The sequence below is a fragment of the Modestobacter sp. SYSU DS0511 genome, from assembly GCF_054050755.1.
Map to the genome: position 1 here is coordinate 39,081 of NZ_JBJGZY010000011.1, position 14,543 is coordinate 53,623.

At 75.7% G+C, this 14,543-nt stretch carries 14 protein-coding genes; all 14 read left to right on the forward strand.

Annotation, left to right across the window (positions count from 1 at the left end; translation table 11 throughout):
* Window positions 1-89: 89 nt before the first annotated feature.
* The 14 genes from ACI783_RS07615 to ccsB all read left to right on the forward strand — a co-directional run bounded on the left by ACI783_RS07615 (window position 90) and on the right by ccsB (window position 14,522).
* Window positions 90-1,691, forward strand: a complete 1,602-nt coding sequence (locus tag ACI783_RS07615; RefSeq protein WP_457139870.1) for an AMP-binding protein — start codon at window positions 90-92, stop codon at window positions 1,689-1,691.
* On the forward strand, window positions 1,684-1,935 hold the full coding sequence (locus ACI783_RS07620) for a glutaredoxin family protein (RefSeq protein ID WP_457139871.1): 252 nt from the start codon (window positions 1,684-1,686) through the stop codon (window positions 1,933-1,935). The genes ACI783_RS07615 and ACI783_RS07620 overlap by 8 nt, the downstream gene beginning before the upstream one ends.
* Before the next feature lie 248 nt (window positions 1,936-2,183).
* The gene (locus tag ACI783_RS07625; protein WP_457139872.1) at window positions 2,184-2,921 is read left to right on the forward strand and encodes a redox-sensing transcriptional repressor Rex; all 738 of its coding nucleotides are present in this window, start codon (window positions 2,184-2,186) and stop codon (window positions 2,919-2,921) included.
* Window positions 2,918-4,366, forward strand: a complete 1,449-nt coding sequence (locus ACI783_RS07630) for a glutamyl-tRNA reductase (RefSeq protein WP_457139873.1) — start codon at window positions 2,918-2,920, stop codon at window positions 4,364-4,366. Before ACI783_RS07625 ends, ACI783_RS07630 begins: the two co-directional genes overlap by 4 nt.
* The gene (hemC, locus tag ACI783_RS07635; RefSeq protein ID WP_457139874.1) at window positions 4,363-5,304 is read left to right on the forward strand and encodes a hydroxymethylbilane synthase; all 942 of its coding nucleotides are present in this window, start codon (window positions 4,363-4,365) and stop codon (window positions 5,302-5,304) included. The genes ACI783_RS07630 and hemC overlap by 4 nt, the downstream gene beginning before the upstream one ends.
* A gap of 88 nt (window positions 5,305-5,392) precedes the next feature.
* Window positions 5,393-6,949, forward strand: a complete 1,557-nt coding sequence (locus ACI783_RS07640; RefSeq protein ID WP_457139875.1) for a uroporphyrinogen-III synthase — start codon at window positions 5,393-5,395, stop codon at window positions 6,947-6,949.
* Window positions 6,946-7,935, forward strand: coding sequence for a porphobilinogen synthase (gene hemB / locus ACI783_RS07645; protein ID WP_457139876.1), 990 nt, complete (start codon window positions 6,946-6,948; stop codon window positions 7,933-7,935). The genes ACI783_RS07640 and hemB overlap by 4 nt, the downstream gene beginning before the upstream one ends.
* A 13-nt stretch (window positions 7,936-7,948) precedes the next feature.
* Complete coding sequence (locus ACI783_RS07650; protein ID WP_457139877.1) at window positions 7,949-8,467, forward strand: hypothetical protein; 519 nt, start codon at window positions 7,949-7,951, stop codon at window positions 8,465-8,467.
* Window positions 8,464-9,831, forward strand: coding sequence for a glutamate-1-semialdehyde 2,1-aminomutase (gene hemL, locus ACI783_RS07655; protein ID WP_457139878.1), 1,368 nt, complete (start codon window positions 8,464-8,466; stop codon window positions 9,829-9,831). Before ACI783_RS07650 ends, hemL begins: the two co-directional genes overlap by 4 nt.
* Window positions 9,828-10,496 (forward strand): histidine phosphatase family protein, encoded by a 669-nt coding sequence (locus tag ACI783_RS07660; protein WP_457139879.1) that lies wholly within the window; start codon window positions 9,828-9,830, stop codon window positions 10,494-10,496. The genes hemL and ACI783_RS07660 overlap by 4 nt, the downstream gene beginning before the upstream one ends.
* Window positions 10,489-11,064 carry a TlpA family protein disulfide reductase gene (locus ACI783_RS07665; RefSeq protein WP_457139880.1) on the forward strand — a complete coding sequence of 192 codons (576 nt, stop codon included), beginning with the start codon at window positions 10,489-10,491 and terminating at the stop codon, window positions 11,062-11,064. Before ACI783_RS07660 ends, ACI783_RS07665 begins: the two co-directional genes overlap by 8 nt.
* Window position 11,065: 1 nt before the next feature.
* A complete protein-coding gene (locus ACI783_RS07670; RefSeq protein WP_457139881.1) occupies window positions 11,066-11,932 on the forward strand; it encodes a cytochrome c biogenesis CcdA family protein in 867 nt (288 codons plus the stop codon).
* Window positions 11,929-13,557, forward strand: a complete 1,629-nt coding sequence (gene resB / locus ACI783_RS07675) for a cytochrome c biogenesis protein ResB (protein WP_457139882.1) — start codon at window positions 11,929-11,931, stop codon at window positions 13,555-13,557. Before ACI783_RS07670 ends, resB begins: the two co-directional genes overlap by 4 nt.
* On the forward strand, window positions 13,554-14,522 hold the full coding sequence (ccsB, locus tag ACI783_RS07680; protein ID WP_457139883.1) for a c-type cytochrome biogenesis protein CcsB: 969 nt from the start codon (window positions 13,554-13,556) through the stop codon (window positions 14,520-14,522). The genes resB and ccsB overlap by 4 nt, the downstream gene beginning before the upstream one ends.
* Window positions 14,523-14,543: the final 21 nt, after the last annotated feature.

The window sequence follows — 14,543 nt, forward strand, 5'->3', positions numbered from 1 at the left end:
TGCGGGCGGCTCACCGGGATGACACCATCGTGCCCCGGTGGCGCTGTCGCCGCTGGTCGGGGGCGGTCCGTGGGTCCAGGGAGGTCCGTGTGACGGAAGAGGGCGTCCCGCTGGCGCCGACCGCGCCGGTCGGGTCTCTCGCGGCGCTGGTGCGCCGCGCGGCCGCGACCTCCGGGGAGTCCCCGGCCCTGGTGCACGGTGCGCGCAGGCTGACCTGGGCGCAGCTCGACGCGCTCGTCGACCGGGCCGCCGCGGGCTACCGCACCCGTGGGCTGGCCGCCGACGACCGCGTGGCGGTCCAGCTGCGCAACGGGGTCGACTGGGTGGTGGCGGTGACCGGCGCCCTGCGGGCCGGCCTGGTCGTCGTCCCGGTCAACACCGCCTTCACCGACCCCGAGGTGTCGCACCTGCTCACCGACTCCGGGGCGCGGCTGCTGGTGACCGCGGCCCCCCGGGCGGAGCTCGCCGGGGTGCCGGTGCACGCCGGCCCGCCGGACGACGACGGCCCGGCTCCGGTCGATCCCGAGGACCCGGCCGCGCTGGCGCTGCTCGTCTACACCAGCGGCACCACCGGCCGGCCGCAGGGCGCGATGCTCACGCACGCCGCACTGCTGGCGAACCAGCAGCAGTGCCTGGCCCTGGACCCGCCGCCGGTGCGCGCGGGCGACCGGGTGCTGGTCGTCCTCCCGCTGTTCCACGTCTACGGCTTCACCGGCGCCTGGGGGCTCGTCGCCGCGACCGCCGCCTGCGCCGTGCTGGTCGAGGAGTTCGACCCGCTGGCCACGCTCCGGCTGATGGCCGAGGAGGAGGTCACCGCCGTCCCCGCCGCCCCGCCGATGTACGCGGCCTGGCTGGCGGCCGCCGACGCCGCCGGCTCCGACGCGGTGCTGCGGCGCGGCTTCGCCGCCGTCCGCACGGCCAGCTCCGGGTCCGCCCCGCTGCCGGCCGCCGTGCTGACCGCGATGCGCGAGCGGGCCGCGGTCACCGTGTGGGAGGGCTACGGGCTGACCGAGGCCGGCCCGGTGCTGGCCAGCACCCTGGTCACCGGCCGGTCCAAGCCGCGCTCCATCGGCGGGCCGCTGCCCGGGGTGGAGCTGCGCCTGCGGGACACCGCGGGCGGCCCGACGGCCGGCGACGACCCGGGCGACGACGGGCACGACGACCCGGCCGACGACGGGGACGACGACGCGGAGGAGGCCGGCGAGATCTGCGCCCGCGGGCCCAACCTGTTCAGCGGGTACTGGCCCGACCGCACCGACGGGCCGGACGCGCGAGGGTGGCTCGCCACCGGTGACATCGCCTACCGGGACGCCGACGGCGACCTGATCCTGGTCGACCGCCGGCGGGACCTGGTCATCGTCAACGGGTTCAACGTCTACCCGGGCGAGGTCGAGCGGGTGCTCGACGCCCATCCCGGGGTCGCGCAGAGCGCGGTCATCGGGCTGCCCGACCCGCGCACCGGCGAGGCGGTGCACGCCGTCGTGGTGGCCGCGCCTGGCGCCGAGATCGACGAGGCGGAGCTGCGCGCGCACGCCGCGGCGTCGCTGGCCCGGTTCAAGGTGCCGGTGGCGGTCCACCTGGTGCCCGAGCTGCCGCACTCGCTCACCGGCAAGGTCAGCCGGGCCCGGCTCCGCGAGCTGGGGATGGAACGGGCGGCGCGCGCCGCCCTCTGGGAGGACACCGGTGACTGACCCCGCACCACGCCTGCAGCTGCTCACCCGGGCCGGGTGCCACCTGTGCACCGTGGCGGAGGAGACGCTCACCCGCATCGGCGGGGAGGCCGGCCTGACGCCGGTGCTGGTCGACGTCGACGCGGACGAGGAGCTGCGCGCCGAGTACGGTGACCGCGTCCCGGTGGTGCTGCTCGACGGCCACGAGCACAGCTACTTCACCGTCGACGTCCCGCGCCTGCGGCGTGACCTCGGCGTCGGCTGAGGCGCCGGCTGAGGCACCGGCTGAGGCACCGGTCGCACCCGACCGGGTGGCGCGCGGCGTGGCATCCGACACAGCGGGGGCCGGTGACCTGCGCGGACGGGGTCGGCGACTTTGTTCAGGCCTTCACAAGCGGTTACCGTGAGATGGCCGGGCGCTGACGTGCCCAGGTCCGTCGAGTTCCCTTGCCCTGAGTCCCCCGAACGTCCGGCCCCGGCCGGGGCGTGTTCGGATCGCTGGAGAGTCTGCCCGTGACCCAGTCGCGGCCCCGGAACATCCCGGAGGCCACCGTCGCCCGGCTGGCCGTGTACCTGCGGGTGCTGGCCGGTCTCGCCGACGACGGTCGCAGCCACGTCTCCTCCGGCGAGCTGGCCTCCGCCGCCGGGGTCAACCCCGCCGGGCTCCGCAAGGACCTGTCGCACCTGGGGCCGTGCGGTGTGCGCGGGGTGGGCTACTCGGTGGCCGGGCTGCGCGCGCGGCTGTCCGAGGCCCTGGGCGGCGAGCGGTCCCGACCGTGCGTGCTGGTCGGGCTCGGCCGCCTGGGCTCCGCGCTGGCCGACTACACCGGCTTCGCCAGCCGCGGCTTCACCTTCGTCGGCCTGCTGGACAGCGACCCCGCCACGGTGGGAACCCGGGTGGGCGGGTGCACGGTCCGCCCGGTGGAGGAGCTCGAGGCGGTGGTGCGAGCCACCGCCGCCACGATCGGGGTCATCACGACACCGGCCGAGGTGGCGCAGTCGGTCTGCGACCGGCTCGTCGCGGCCGGGGTGAGGAGCATCTTGAACTTCGCGCCGGTGGCGTTGTCCGTGCCCGCGGGGGTCGACGTCCGCAAGGTCGACCTGTCCGTCGAACTCCAGGTGCTGGCCTTCCTCGATCAGCAGCAGAGGGACGGGGACCAGCAGCGCGCCGGCGTCCCCTCGCCGGCGGCCGAGCTGCACACCGCGGGGAGCGCGCTGAGCTCCTCTTCCGGCGCAGGGGGTGCGCGATGAGCCTGCTCGCCGTCGGCATCAGCCACCAGACCGCTCCGGTCGCCCTGCTCGAGCAGGTCAGCATGAGCGGCGACGACACGGTCAAGGCGCTGCACGAGCTGGTCGACAGCGACCACGTCAGCGAGGCGATGGTCCTGGCCACCTGCAACCGGATCGAGGTCTTCGCCGAGGTCGACCGCTTCCACGGCGGCGTCACCGACGTCAGCCGGGTGCTCGCCCGGCACGCCGGCGCCACGGTCGAGGAGCTCTCGCCCTACGTCACCGTCTACTACGAGGACCAGGCGATCGGCCACCTGTGCACCGTCGCCGCCGGTCTGGACTCGATGGTCGTCGGGGAGACCCAGGTGCTCGGGCAGCTGCGCGCCGCCTACGCCCTGGCGCAGGAGGAGGGCACCGTCGGGCGCGAGCTGCACCCGATCGCCCAGCGCGCGCTGCGGGTCGGCAAGCGGGTGCACGCCGAGACCGGCATCGACAAGGCCGGTGCGTCGCTGGTCTCGGTCGCCCTGGACCGCGTCACCGACGTCCTCGGTGACCTCGCCGGCCGGCCCGTGCTCGTGGTCGGCGCCGGCTCCATGGGGGCGCTGGCGGCCACCACGCTGGCCCGCCGCGGCGCCGCGGTCACCGTCAGCAGCCGCACCCCGGCCAGCGCCGCGAGACTGGCGGAGTCCGTCGGCGGCCGGCAGGCCGACCTGGACCGGCTCCCCGAGGAGCTGGCCGCCGCCGACGTGCTGGTCACCTGCACCGGCGCCACCGGCACGGTGATCGGCGAGGAGCTGGTCGCCACCGCGATGGCCGGCCGCGGCGGCCGGCGCATGGTCGTCGTCGACCTCGCCCTGCCCCGCGACGTCGAGGCGGCGGTCGCCGGCCTGCCCGGCGTGCACGTCGTCGACCTGGCGATGTTGCAGGGCGAGCGGGCCGCCCACCCGGGGCAGCCTGTGGCCGGTTCGGTCGCCGCCGACGACATCGCCGCCGCGCACGCGCTGGTCGAGCTGGAGACCTCGCTGCTGCGCGCCGAGCGGCAGGCCGCCGCGGTCGCCCCCACCGTCTCCGCGCTGCGCAGCCAGGCCGCGGAGGTCGTCGACGCCGAGCTGCTGCGGCTGTCCACCCGGTTGCCCGACCTCGACGCCAAGGCCCGCAGCGAGATCGCCCGCACCGTGCGCCGCGTCGTCGACAAGCTGCTGCACGAGCCGACCGTGCGGGTGAAGGAGCTGGCCAGCGCCCCGGGCGGCACCGACTACGCCGACGCGCTGCGCGCGCTGTTCGGCCTGGGCCTTTCCGGCGCCACCGACGGCGACCGGGCCACCCTCTCCGACGCGGTCACCGTCGACCCGCAGCTGCCCGCCGGTACCCCGCTGTCGGCCCTGGACCCGCGGATCGAGGCCGCCCGCGACGGGCGCGCCGGCGGCTCTGCCGCCCTCGACCGGCGCACCGGGGGTGCCCCGTGACCGCCGCCCTGCCGCTGCGGCTGGGTACCCGCGCCAGCCAGCTGGCGCTCACCCAGTCCTCCCACGTCGCCGACGCGCTGACCGCGGCCACCGGCGTGCCGGTCGAGCTGGTGCACGTGAGCACCTACGGCGACCGGTCCACCGAGGCGATCAGCCAGCTCGGCGGCACCGGCGTCTTCGTCGCCGCGCTGCGCGAGGCCCTGCTGCGCGGTGAGGTCGACGTCGCGGTGCACAGCTACAAGGACCTCCCGACCGCGCCCGCCCCGGGGCTCACGCTGGCCGCCGTCCCCCCGCGGGAGGACGCGCGCGACGCGCTCGTCGCCCGCGACGGGCTCACCCTGGGCGAGCTGCCCCCGGGTGCCCGCGTGGGCACCGGAGCCCCGCGCCGGATGGCGCAGCTGCGCGCGCTCGGCCTCGGCCTGGACGTCGTGCCGATCCGCGGCAACGTCGACACCCGGATGGCGCGGGCGCTGGGGCCGGACGCCGACCTGGACGCCGTCGTGCTGGCCCGCGCCGGGCTGGCCCGGATCGACCGGCTCGCCGCGGTCACCGAGGTGCTCGACCCGCTCCAGGTGCTGCCCGCGCCGGCCCAGGGCGCGCTCGCCGTCGAGTGCCGCACGGAGGACACCCGGGTGCGCGAGCTGCTCGCCGTGCTGGAGCACCCGGCCACGCGGGCCTGCGTCGCCGCCGAGCGCGCCGTGCTGGCCGCGCTGGAGGCCGGGTGCAGCGCCCCGGTGGCCGCCTCCGCCGAGCTGGCCGAGGACGAGGACGGCGCCGCCGAGCTCTACCTGCGCGCCTCGGTCACCGCGATCGACGGCAGCGACGGCGTCCGCGGCTCGCTCACCGGCCCGGCCGTCGAGGCCGAGGCGCTGGGCCGGCAGCTGGCCGCCGAGCTGCTCGACCGCGGCGCCGCCGCGCTGATGGCGGCACCCCGGTGACGCGCCGTCCCGGGCGGGTGCCCGCCCGCCCCCACGACCCCGTACCACCCGCAGCGACCCCCTCCGGGGGCAGGAACAGGAGCACGCGATGACGCGCTCACGCAAGCAGAACGGCAGCAGTAAGGGCACCGTGGTGTTCGTCGGTGCCGGCCCCGGCGACCCGGAGCTGCTGACCGCCCGGGCGAGCGCAGCGATCGCCGGCGCCGACACGGTGCTGGTCGACCCGGACGTCTCGGCCGCGGTCACCGAGGCCGTGCGCGAGGCGCACCCGGACCTCGAGCTGACCCCGGTCAGCGGTGAGCCGGCCGACGTCGCCAAGGGCGCCGTCGCCGCGGCCAAGAACGGCAACGTGGTGGTCCGGCTCGTCGCCGGCGACCCGTTCACCAGCGACGCCGTGGTCAAGGAGGCGCTCGCGGTCACCCGGACCAGCATCCCGTTCGACGTCGTCCCCGGCGTCGCGGTGAGCACCGCGGTGCCGGGCTACGCCGGCGTCCCGCTGGGCGGCACCTCGGTGACCGCCGACGTGCGCCCGGGCGCGGACGCCCCGGCCGACCTCACCGCGCTGGCCGCCGCCGCCTCGGGCACCGGCGCCACGCTGGTGCTCCAGGCGTCCGCCGAGCAGTTGCCCACGCTGGCCGCCGGCCTGGTCGAGGGCGGGCTCCCCGGCTCCACCCCGGTCCTGGTGACCACCGGGGGCAGCAGCACCGCGCAGAAGAGCGTCGCCGGCAAGCTGGCGGCGGTGGCGGAGAAGTCCGCCGGGCTCGACACCCTCACCGGCGCGGTCGTGGTGACCGTCGGTGCCGCCGTCGACAAGCGCGGCAAGCTGTCCTGGTGGGAAAGCCGCCCGCTGTTCGGCTGGCGGGTGCTGGTGCCGCGCACCAAGGAGCAGGCGGGGGAGATGAGCGACCGGCTGCGTGCCTACGGCGCCGTCCCGGTCGAGGTGCCGACGATCGCCGTCGAGCCGCCGCGCAGCCCCGCGCAGATGGACCGGGCGGTCAAGGGCCTGGTCACCGGCCGGTACGGCTGGATCGTCTTCACCTCCACCAACGCCGTCCGCGCGGTGCGGGAGAAGTTCGTCGAGCTGGGCCTGGACGCCCGCGCCTTCGCCGGGGTCAAGGTCGCCTGCGTCGGCGAGCAGACCGCCCAGGCGGTCCGCGACTTCGGGATCGTGCCGGAGCTGGTGCCCACGGGTGACCAGTCCAGCGAGGGCCTGCTGGCCGACTTCCCGCCCTACGACGACGTCTTCGACCCGATCGACCGGGTGCTGCTGCCCCGCGCCGACATCGCCACCGAGACCCTCGCCGCCGGGCTGCAGGAGCGCGGTTGGGAGATCGACGACGTCACCGCCTACCGCACCGTCCGGGCGGCGCCGCCGGCGGCCGCGGTGCGCGAGGCGATCAAGGGCGGCGGCTTCGACGCGGTCTGCTTCACCTCCTCGAGCACGGTGCGCAACCTGGTCGGCATCGCCGGCAAGCCGCACGCCAAGACGGTCGTCGCGGTGATCGGCCCGGCGACCGCCGCCAGCGCCACCGAGTTCGGCCTGCGGGTCGACGTGCAGCCGGAGACCGCCGCGGTCGGCCCGCTGGTCGACGCGCTCGCCGAGTTCGCGCAGGCCCGCCGGGCCGAGGCAGAAGGCGAGAAGTGACCGGCGGGGCCAACCCCGGGTTCGCCCGGGGCCGCCGGCTGCGCTCCACCCCGGCGATGCGCCGGTGGACGGCGCAGACCCGGCTGGCCCCGGCCGACCTGGTGCTGCCGGTCTTCGTGAAGGAGGGCATCGCCGAGCCGCAGCCGATCAGCTCCATGCCGGGCGTCGTCCAGCACACCCAGGACTCGCTGCGGAAGGCGGCGGCCGAGGCGGCCGAGGCCGGGATCAGCGGCCTGATGCTCTTCGGCATCCCGGCCGACAAGGACCCGGTGGGTTCGCAGGCCGATGCCGCCGACGGCGTGGTCAACGCGGCGTTGCAGCAGCTGCGTGCCGACCTGGGCGACGAGCTGGTGCTGATGGCCGACCTGTGCCTGTGCGAGTACACCGACCACGGCCACTGCGGCGTGGTCACTCCCGCGGGCGTCGTCGACAACGACCCGACGCTGGACCGGTACGCCGCGGTCGCGATCGCGCAGGCGCAGGCCGGTGCGCACGTCATCGCCCCCAGCGGGATGATGGACGGCCAGGTCGCGGCGATCCGGGCGGGGCTGGACAGCGCCGCGTACACCGAGACGCCGATCCTCGCCTACGCCGCGAAGTACGCCTCCGGCTTCTACGGCCCGTTCCGCGAGGCCGCCGAGGGCGCTCCGCAGTTCGGCGACCGGTCGACCTACCAGATGGACCCGCCGAACGCCGACGAGGCGCTGCGGGAGGTCGCGCAGGACCTCGCCGAGGGCGCGGACGCCGTCATGGTCAAGCCGGCGCTGCCCTACCTGGACACCGTGGCCCGGGTCGCCGACGCCGTCGACGTCCCGGTGAGCGCCTACCAGGTCAGCGGCGAGTACGCGATGCTCGAGGCGGCCGCGGCCAACGGCTGGGTCGACCGGCAGCGGGCGATCCTGGAGACGCTGACCGCCATCCGCCGGGCCGGTGCGGGCTCGGTGCTCACCTACTGGGCGGTCGAGGCCGCCCGCTGGCTGCGCTGAGCAGCGCCGCGAGATGACCGACCCCGAGCCCCCGGACGACCCGACCTACGTCGAGCCCGGGGGCTCGTGGCGCCCGTTCTGGCTGGCCGCCGCCGGGCTGGCCGCACTGCTCGTGCTCGCCGCGGTGGTGCCCGGCCTGTCGGCCGGGGTGGTCGCCGTCGTCGCCGGGCTCGTGCTGGGCGTCCTGGCCGCCGGCACGCTGTCGGCGCGCCGGGCCTGGACGGTGCGGGTCGGCGGCCGCGGCGCGTACGCCGCGCTGAGCGTCGGCCGGGAGCGGATCCCGCTGGCCGACGTCGACGCCGCCCACCTGCGCGCGGTGCAGGCCGGCGCGGCGGGGGTGGACGCCGGCGCCCCCGTCCTCGGCGGCGGCTGGTCGCTGCCCCGGGGCCGCACCGGGCTGCCGCTGCGGCGGAACGACGGCGGCACCGTGCTGGTGCCCACCCGCGCCCCGCAGGCTGTGACCGCCGCCATCCTGGCCGGGCACCCCGGCGGCGGCGGTCGCACAGATCCACCTGGGAGAGTGGAGCCGTGACCGAGCCCTACCCGTACGAGGCGCCGGCGTCGGCGCAGTTGTTCGACCGGGCCCGGCAGGTGACGCCGGGCGGGGTCAACTCCCCGGTGCGCGCCTTCCGCGCCGTCGGTGGCACCCCCCGGTTCATGGCGTCGGCGTCCGGCCCGTGGCTGACCGACGCCGACGGCCGCCGCTACGTCGACCTGGTGGCCTCCTGGGGGCCGATGATCCTGGGCCACGCCCACCCCGAGGTGGTCGCCGCCGTCACGGCCGCGGCCCGCAACGGCTTCACCTTCGGCACGCCCACCGCCGGCGAGGCGGAGCTGGCCGAGGAGATCGCCGGCCGGGTCGCCCCGGTCGAGCGGGTGCGGCTGGTCAACTCCGGCACCGAGGCCGTCCTGTCGGCCCTCCGGCTGGCCCGCGGGTTCACCGGCCGGCCGCTGGTGGTCAAGTTCGCCGGCTGCTACCACGGCCACGTCGACGCGCTGCTGGCCTCCGCCGGCTCCGGCGTCGCCACCCTGGGCCTGCCGGACACCCCCGGGGTGACCACGGGGGCCGCCGCGGACACGATCGTGCTCCCCTACAACGACGTCGCCGCGGTCGAGGCGGTCTTCGCCGAGCGCGGCCACGAGATCGCCGTCGTCGTCACCGAGGCCGCGCCGGGCAACATGGGCGTCGTCCCACCGCTGGACGGCTTCAACGCCCAGCTGCGGCGGATCACCGCCGAGCACGGCGCGCTGCTGCTGGTCGACGAGGTGATGACCGGGTTCCGGGTGTCCCGCTCCGGCTGGTACGGCCTGGACCCGGTCGACGCCGACCTGTTCACCTTCGGCAAGGTGATGGGTGGCGGTATGCCCGCCGCGGCGTTCGGCGGTCGCGCCGAGGTGATGGAGCAGCTCGCCCCGGCCGGGCCGGTCTACCAGGCGGGCACGCTGGCCGGGAACCCGGTCGCCGTCGCCGCCGGGCTCACCACGCTGCGGCTGTGCACCGACGAGGTCTACGCGCACTGCGACGAGGTCGCCGCCACGCTGCGCGGCGCGGCCAGCGCCGCACTGTTCGCTGCCGGTGTGCCGCACCGGGTGCAGCAGGCCGGGTCGATGTTCTCGGTGTTCTTCGTCCCGGACGAGCGGCAGGTGCGCGACTACGCCGACGCCCGCACCCAGGACGTCGCGGCGCACACCGCCTTCTTCCACGCCATGCTCGCCCGTGGCGTCTACCTGCCGCCGTCGGCGTTCGAGGCCTGGTTCGTCAGCGCCGCCCTGGACGACGAGGCCGTCGAGCACGTGCTCGCCGCTCTGCCCGCCGCCGCCTCGGCCGCCGCGGCCGCCGCCGGGGGCCCCGCACCGTCGACGGTCTCGACCGACGCCCAGGAGCTGCAGCCGTGAGCGACCCGACCGCCCGCCAGAATGGCCATTCTGGCGAGACCACCGTCGTCCACGTGATGCGGCACGGTGAGGTGCACAACCCCACCGGCGTGCTCTACGGGCGGCTGCCCGGCTACCGGCTGTCCGCAGCCGGTGAGGGCATGGCCCGCACCGCGGCCGCCTGGTTCGCCGACAAGGGCGTGACCCACCTGGTGGCCAGCCCGCTGGAGCGCGCGCAGCAGACCGCGCAGCCGATCAGCGACGCGCTGGGGCTGGAGATCGCGACCGACGAGCGGCTGATCGAGGCCGGTAACTCCTTCGAGGGCAAGGCCTTCGGCGTCGGCGACGGCGCGCTCAAGCACCCGGGCAACTGGTGGCGGCTGCGCAACCCGTGGACGCCGTCGTGGGGCGAGCCGTACCGGGAGATCGCCGCCCGGATGCTCGGCGCCGTCGCCACCGCCCGCGACGCCGCCCGGGGGCACGCCGCGGTCTGCGTCAGCCACCAGCTGCCGATCTGGACGCTGCGGCTGCACCTGGAGGGGCGCCGCTACCTGCACGACCCGCGGAAGCGGGAGTGCGGCCTGGCCAGCGTCACCTCCTTCACCTACTCCGGCGACCGGCTGGTCGGCATCTCCTACGCCGAGCCCGCCGGCGCGACCGACCCCGACGCGGTGCCCGGTGCGTAGGACCCTGGCCGCAGCGCTCGCGCTGGGCGGTGCGCTCCTCGCGGGGTGCAGCACCGGCCCCGACGCCGTGGACGTGGCGAACGGCGGGGAGTTCCGGTTCGTCGAGAGCACCCCGGAGGGCGAGGTCATCCCGGAGGGCGAGCGGAAGGGCGCGCCGGAGTTCTCCGGCACGCTGCTCGACGGCAGGAAGTGGAACTCCGGCGAGCTGGCCGGGGACGTCGCCGTGCTCAACTTCTGGGGCTCCTGGTGCGCGCCCTGCCGGGTGGAGACCCCGCAGTTCCAGGAGGTCTACACCGAGGTCGCCGACGACGGCGTGCAGTTCCTCGGGCTGAACGTCAAGGACACCGAGCAGCTGGCCACCCGGTTCCTGGAGAGCAAGGGCATCACCTTCCCCTCCCTGTTCGACCCGCGCGGTGAGGTGGCGCTGGCCTTCCGCGACTACCCGGCGGCGGCGATCCCCTCGACGATCGTGCTCGACCGCGACGGCCGGGTCGCGGCGGTGTACACCGGTGAGGTGCGCCAGGACGACCTGCGCGCGGTGCTGGCGCAGCTCACCGGGGAGGCCTGAGGTGGTCGACGCGGTCAAGGAGCTGGTCGCCGACGGCCCGCTGCTGGTGGCTGCGCTGGTGTCCGCGCTGGCCGGGCTGATCAGCTTCGCCTCGCCCTGCGTGCTGCCGCTGGTCCCCGGCTACCTCTCCTACGTCACCGGGCTGGTCGGCACCGGCGGCCGCACGAGCGCCCCCGCCCCCGCCCCCGCTCCGACGAGCGATGGCGGCACCGCGGCCGCACCGACGAGCGGTGGCGGCACCGCGACCATCGCGCGCACCGCGGTCGACGAGCGGGCACCCCGTGGGCGGATGGTCCTGGGTGCGCTGCTGTTCGTGCTCGGCTTCACGGTCGTGTTCGTGGCCGCCGGCTCGGCCTTCGGCGGGCTGGGCCGGGCCCTGCTGCAGTACAACGACGTCATCACCCGGGTGATGGGCGTGGTCACCATCCTGGTGGGGCTCGGTTTCCTGGGCTGGCTCCCGCTGCTGCAGCGCACCTCCCGGCTGTCCGTGCGTCCGGCCACCGGGCTGGCCGGGGCACCGCTGCTCGGCGTCGTCTTCGGCCTGGGCTGGACACCCTGCCTGGGCCCCACGCTGACCGCCGTCTTCTCCCTGGCCGTCGACCAGGCCACCGCGGGCCGGGGCGCCTTCCTCAGCCTGGCGTACTGCCTGGGGCTGGGTGTGCCCTTCGTGCTGGTCGCGCTCGGCGCCCGCTGGGCGGTCGGCGCGATGTCCTTCCTCAAGCGCCACGCCCGCGGGGTCACCCGCGTCGGCGGTGCCGTCCTGGTGCTGGTCGGGCTGCTGCTGGTCACCGGCGCGTGGACCGAGATGATGCGCTGGCTGCAGGGCTGGCTCGCCGCCACCGGCCTGGCCGAGGGCGCGCCGCTGTGACGATCACCGCGCCGCCGCGAGCCGCCGCAGCTCCCACCCCGCCGTCCCGCCCGTCGGCCGGTCGCCGGCTGGCCAACCGGCTGCTGCGCTGGTGGCGCCAGCTCACCGCGATGCGCACCGCGCTGATCCTGCTGTTCCTGCTGGCGCTGGCCGCGATCCCCGGCTCGCTGCTGCCGCAGCGGTCGCTGTCGCAGACCAACGTCCGGCAGTACTTCGCCGACCACGAGACGCTCGCGCCGTGGCTGGACCGGCTCTACCTGTTCGACGTCTTCAGCTCGCCGTGGTTCGCCGCGATCTACCTGCTGCTGTTCATCTCGCTGATCGGCTGCGTGCTGCCCCGGGCGGTCGAGCACGGGCGCGCGCTGTTCACCCCGCCGCCGTCGGCGCCGCGGCACCTGCACCGGCTGCCGGAGTCCGCCGCGTTGACCACCCCGCTCGCCGGGCCGGCGGCGCTGGACGTGGTGGAGGAGGAGCTGCGGGTCCGCCGCTTCCGGGTGGTCCGCCGTGAGGGCAGGTCGGGCCCGGAGCTGTCGGCGGAGAAGGGCTACCTGCGCGAGACCGGCAACGTGCTGTTCCACCTCTCGCTGCTGGCGCTGCTGCTCGGCCTGGCCGGCGGGAAGCTCTGGGGCTACGAGGGCAGCATCCTGGTCACCGAGGGTTCCGGCTTCTGCAACACCTTCCAGCAGTACGACACCTACTCCGCCGGCCCGCTGGTCGACAACGGTGCGATGTCCGACCTCTGCGTCGACCTGGACGACTTCCAGGCCACCTACGAGGAGGACCGGACCGCCGCCTCCTACACCGCGGACATCCGCTACGGCCCGGCCGGCGGCGGCGCCGACCAGGAGACGACGATCGGGGTCAACGACCCGCTGCGCACCGGCGGCGACCGGGTCTACGTCACCGGGCACGGGTACAGCCCGTGCTTCTCCGTGACGGTGCCCGGGGCCGAGCCGATCACCGACGTCTGCGCGCCGTTCCTCCCCGCCAGGCAGTCCACGATGGACAGCGAGGGCGCGGTCAAGCTCCCCGACCTCGGGGCGGGGATCGAGGAGCAGTACGCGATCCAGGGGCTGTTCGCCCCGACCGGCGTGGTCCAGGGCGGGATCCTCTCCTCGGTCGACCCGCGGCCGCTGGACCCGCAGGTCGCGATCTTCGTCTGGAAGGGCTACCTGGGGCTGGACTCCGGCCTGCCGCAGTCGGTGTACACGATCGACCAGCGGCTGATCGACCAGGAGCGGCTCACCGAGGTCGGCCGGGCCAACCTGGCGGTGGGGGAGTCGACGACGCTGCCCGACGGCACCGTGGTGACCTTCAGCAGCTACCGGCAGTTCGCCGCGCTCCAGCTGTCGCACGACCCCGGCCAGATCTGGGTGCTCGCTGCCGCGATCGCCGTGCTGGTCGGCCTGCTCGGCATGCTCCTGGTGCGCCGTGAGCGGGTCTTCGCCCGGGTCGGCCCGGGTGCCGACGGCGGGGGTACGGTGCTGTCGATCGGCTCGCTGACCCGGGGCAGCGCCGACACCGGCCCCCGGTTCGCCGAGCTGACCGACGACGTCAGGCGCGCGCTGGCCGCGGCCGCCCCGGCACCGCCCCCGTTCTCCGAGAGAGAGGCCCCGCCGTCGTGATCGACGAGTCGCTCGCCGCGTTGTCCGACACGCTCTTCTCCATCGCGGTGGGGCTGTACTCCCTCGCCATGGTGGCGTTCTGCGCCGAGCTGGCCTTCGGCCGGCCCGCGCGGGCCCGCGAGCTGGTCGCGGCCGGCAACGCCCCGGCCACGCCGGTCGACGGGACCACCGGCCCGGGAGCGGCGCCGGAGCCGGGCCGGGCCCGCCGCCTGGGCATGGTGGCGATGGTGCTCACCGTCATCGGTGCGCTCACGCACACCGGCGTGCTGGTCACCCGAGGCATGGCGGCCGACCGGCTGCCCTGGGGCAACATGTACGAGTTCTCCACCGCGGTGGTGCTCGTGGCGGTGGTCGCCTACGCGGTGATGGCGGTGCGGACGCCCGCCCTGCGGCACATCGGTGCCTTCGTGCTGGGGCCGGTCGTCCTCTCGCTGGTGCTGATCGGGCTGTTCCTCTACGTGGAGACCGGCCCGCTGGTGGCCGCGCTGCGGTCCAGCTGGCTGGCGGTGCACGTGAGCACCGCGACGCTGGGCTTCGGCATCTTCTTCGTCAGCGGGATCGCCAGCATCCTCTACCTGGTCCGCAGCCGCCGGGAGTCCCGGGCCGCGGCGGGGGAGGAGCTGGCGCCGTCCCTGCTCGACCGGCTGCCCTCGGCCGCCGCTCTGGACCGCACCGCGCACCGCACCGCCGTCTTCGGCTTCCCGATCTGGACCTTCGCGGTCATCGCCGGGGCGATCTGGGCGGAGAGCGCCTGGGGCCGCTTCTGGGGCTGGGACCCGAAGGAGACCTGGGCGTTCATCGCCTGGGTGGTCTACGCCGCCTACCTGCACGCCCGGACCACGTCCGGCTGGCGCGGCCGGCCGGCTGCGTGGATCAACATCGTGGGCCTGGCCGTCATGATCTTCAACTTGCTGTTCGTCAACCTGGTCTCCACCGGGCTGCACAGCTACGGCGGGGTCAGCTGACCTTCCGGTCACCCAGCGTCA

Coding starts and splice junctions, on each gene's coding strand:
- ACI783_RS07630 (WP_457139873.1), top strand. CDS start 2,918: ATGAGCCTGCTCGCCGTCGGCATCAGCCACCAGACCGCTCCGGTCGCC.
- ACI783_RS07640 (WP_457139875.1), top strand. CDS start 5,393: ATGACGCGCTCACGCAAGCAGAACGGCAGCAGTAAGGGCACCGTGGTG.
- ACI783_RS07650 (WP_457139877.1), top strand. CDS start 7,949: ATGACCGACCCCGAGCCCCCGGACGACCCGACCTACGTCGAGCCCGGG.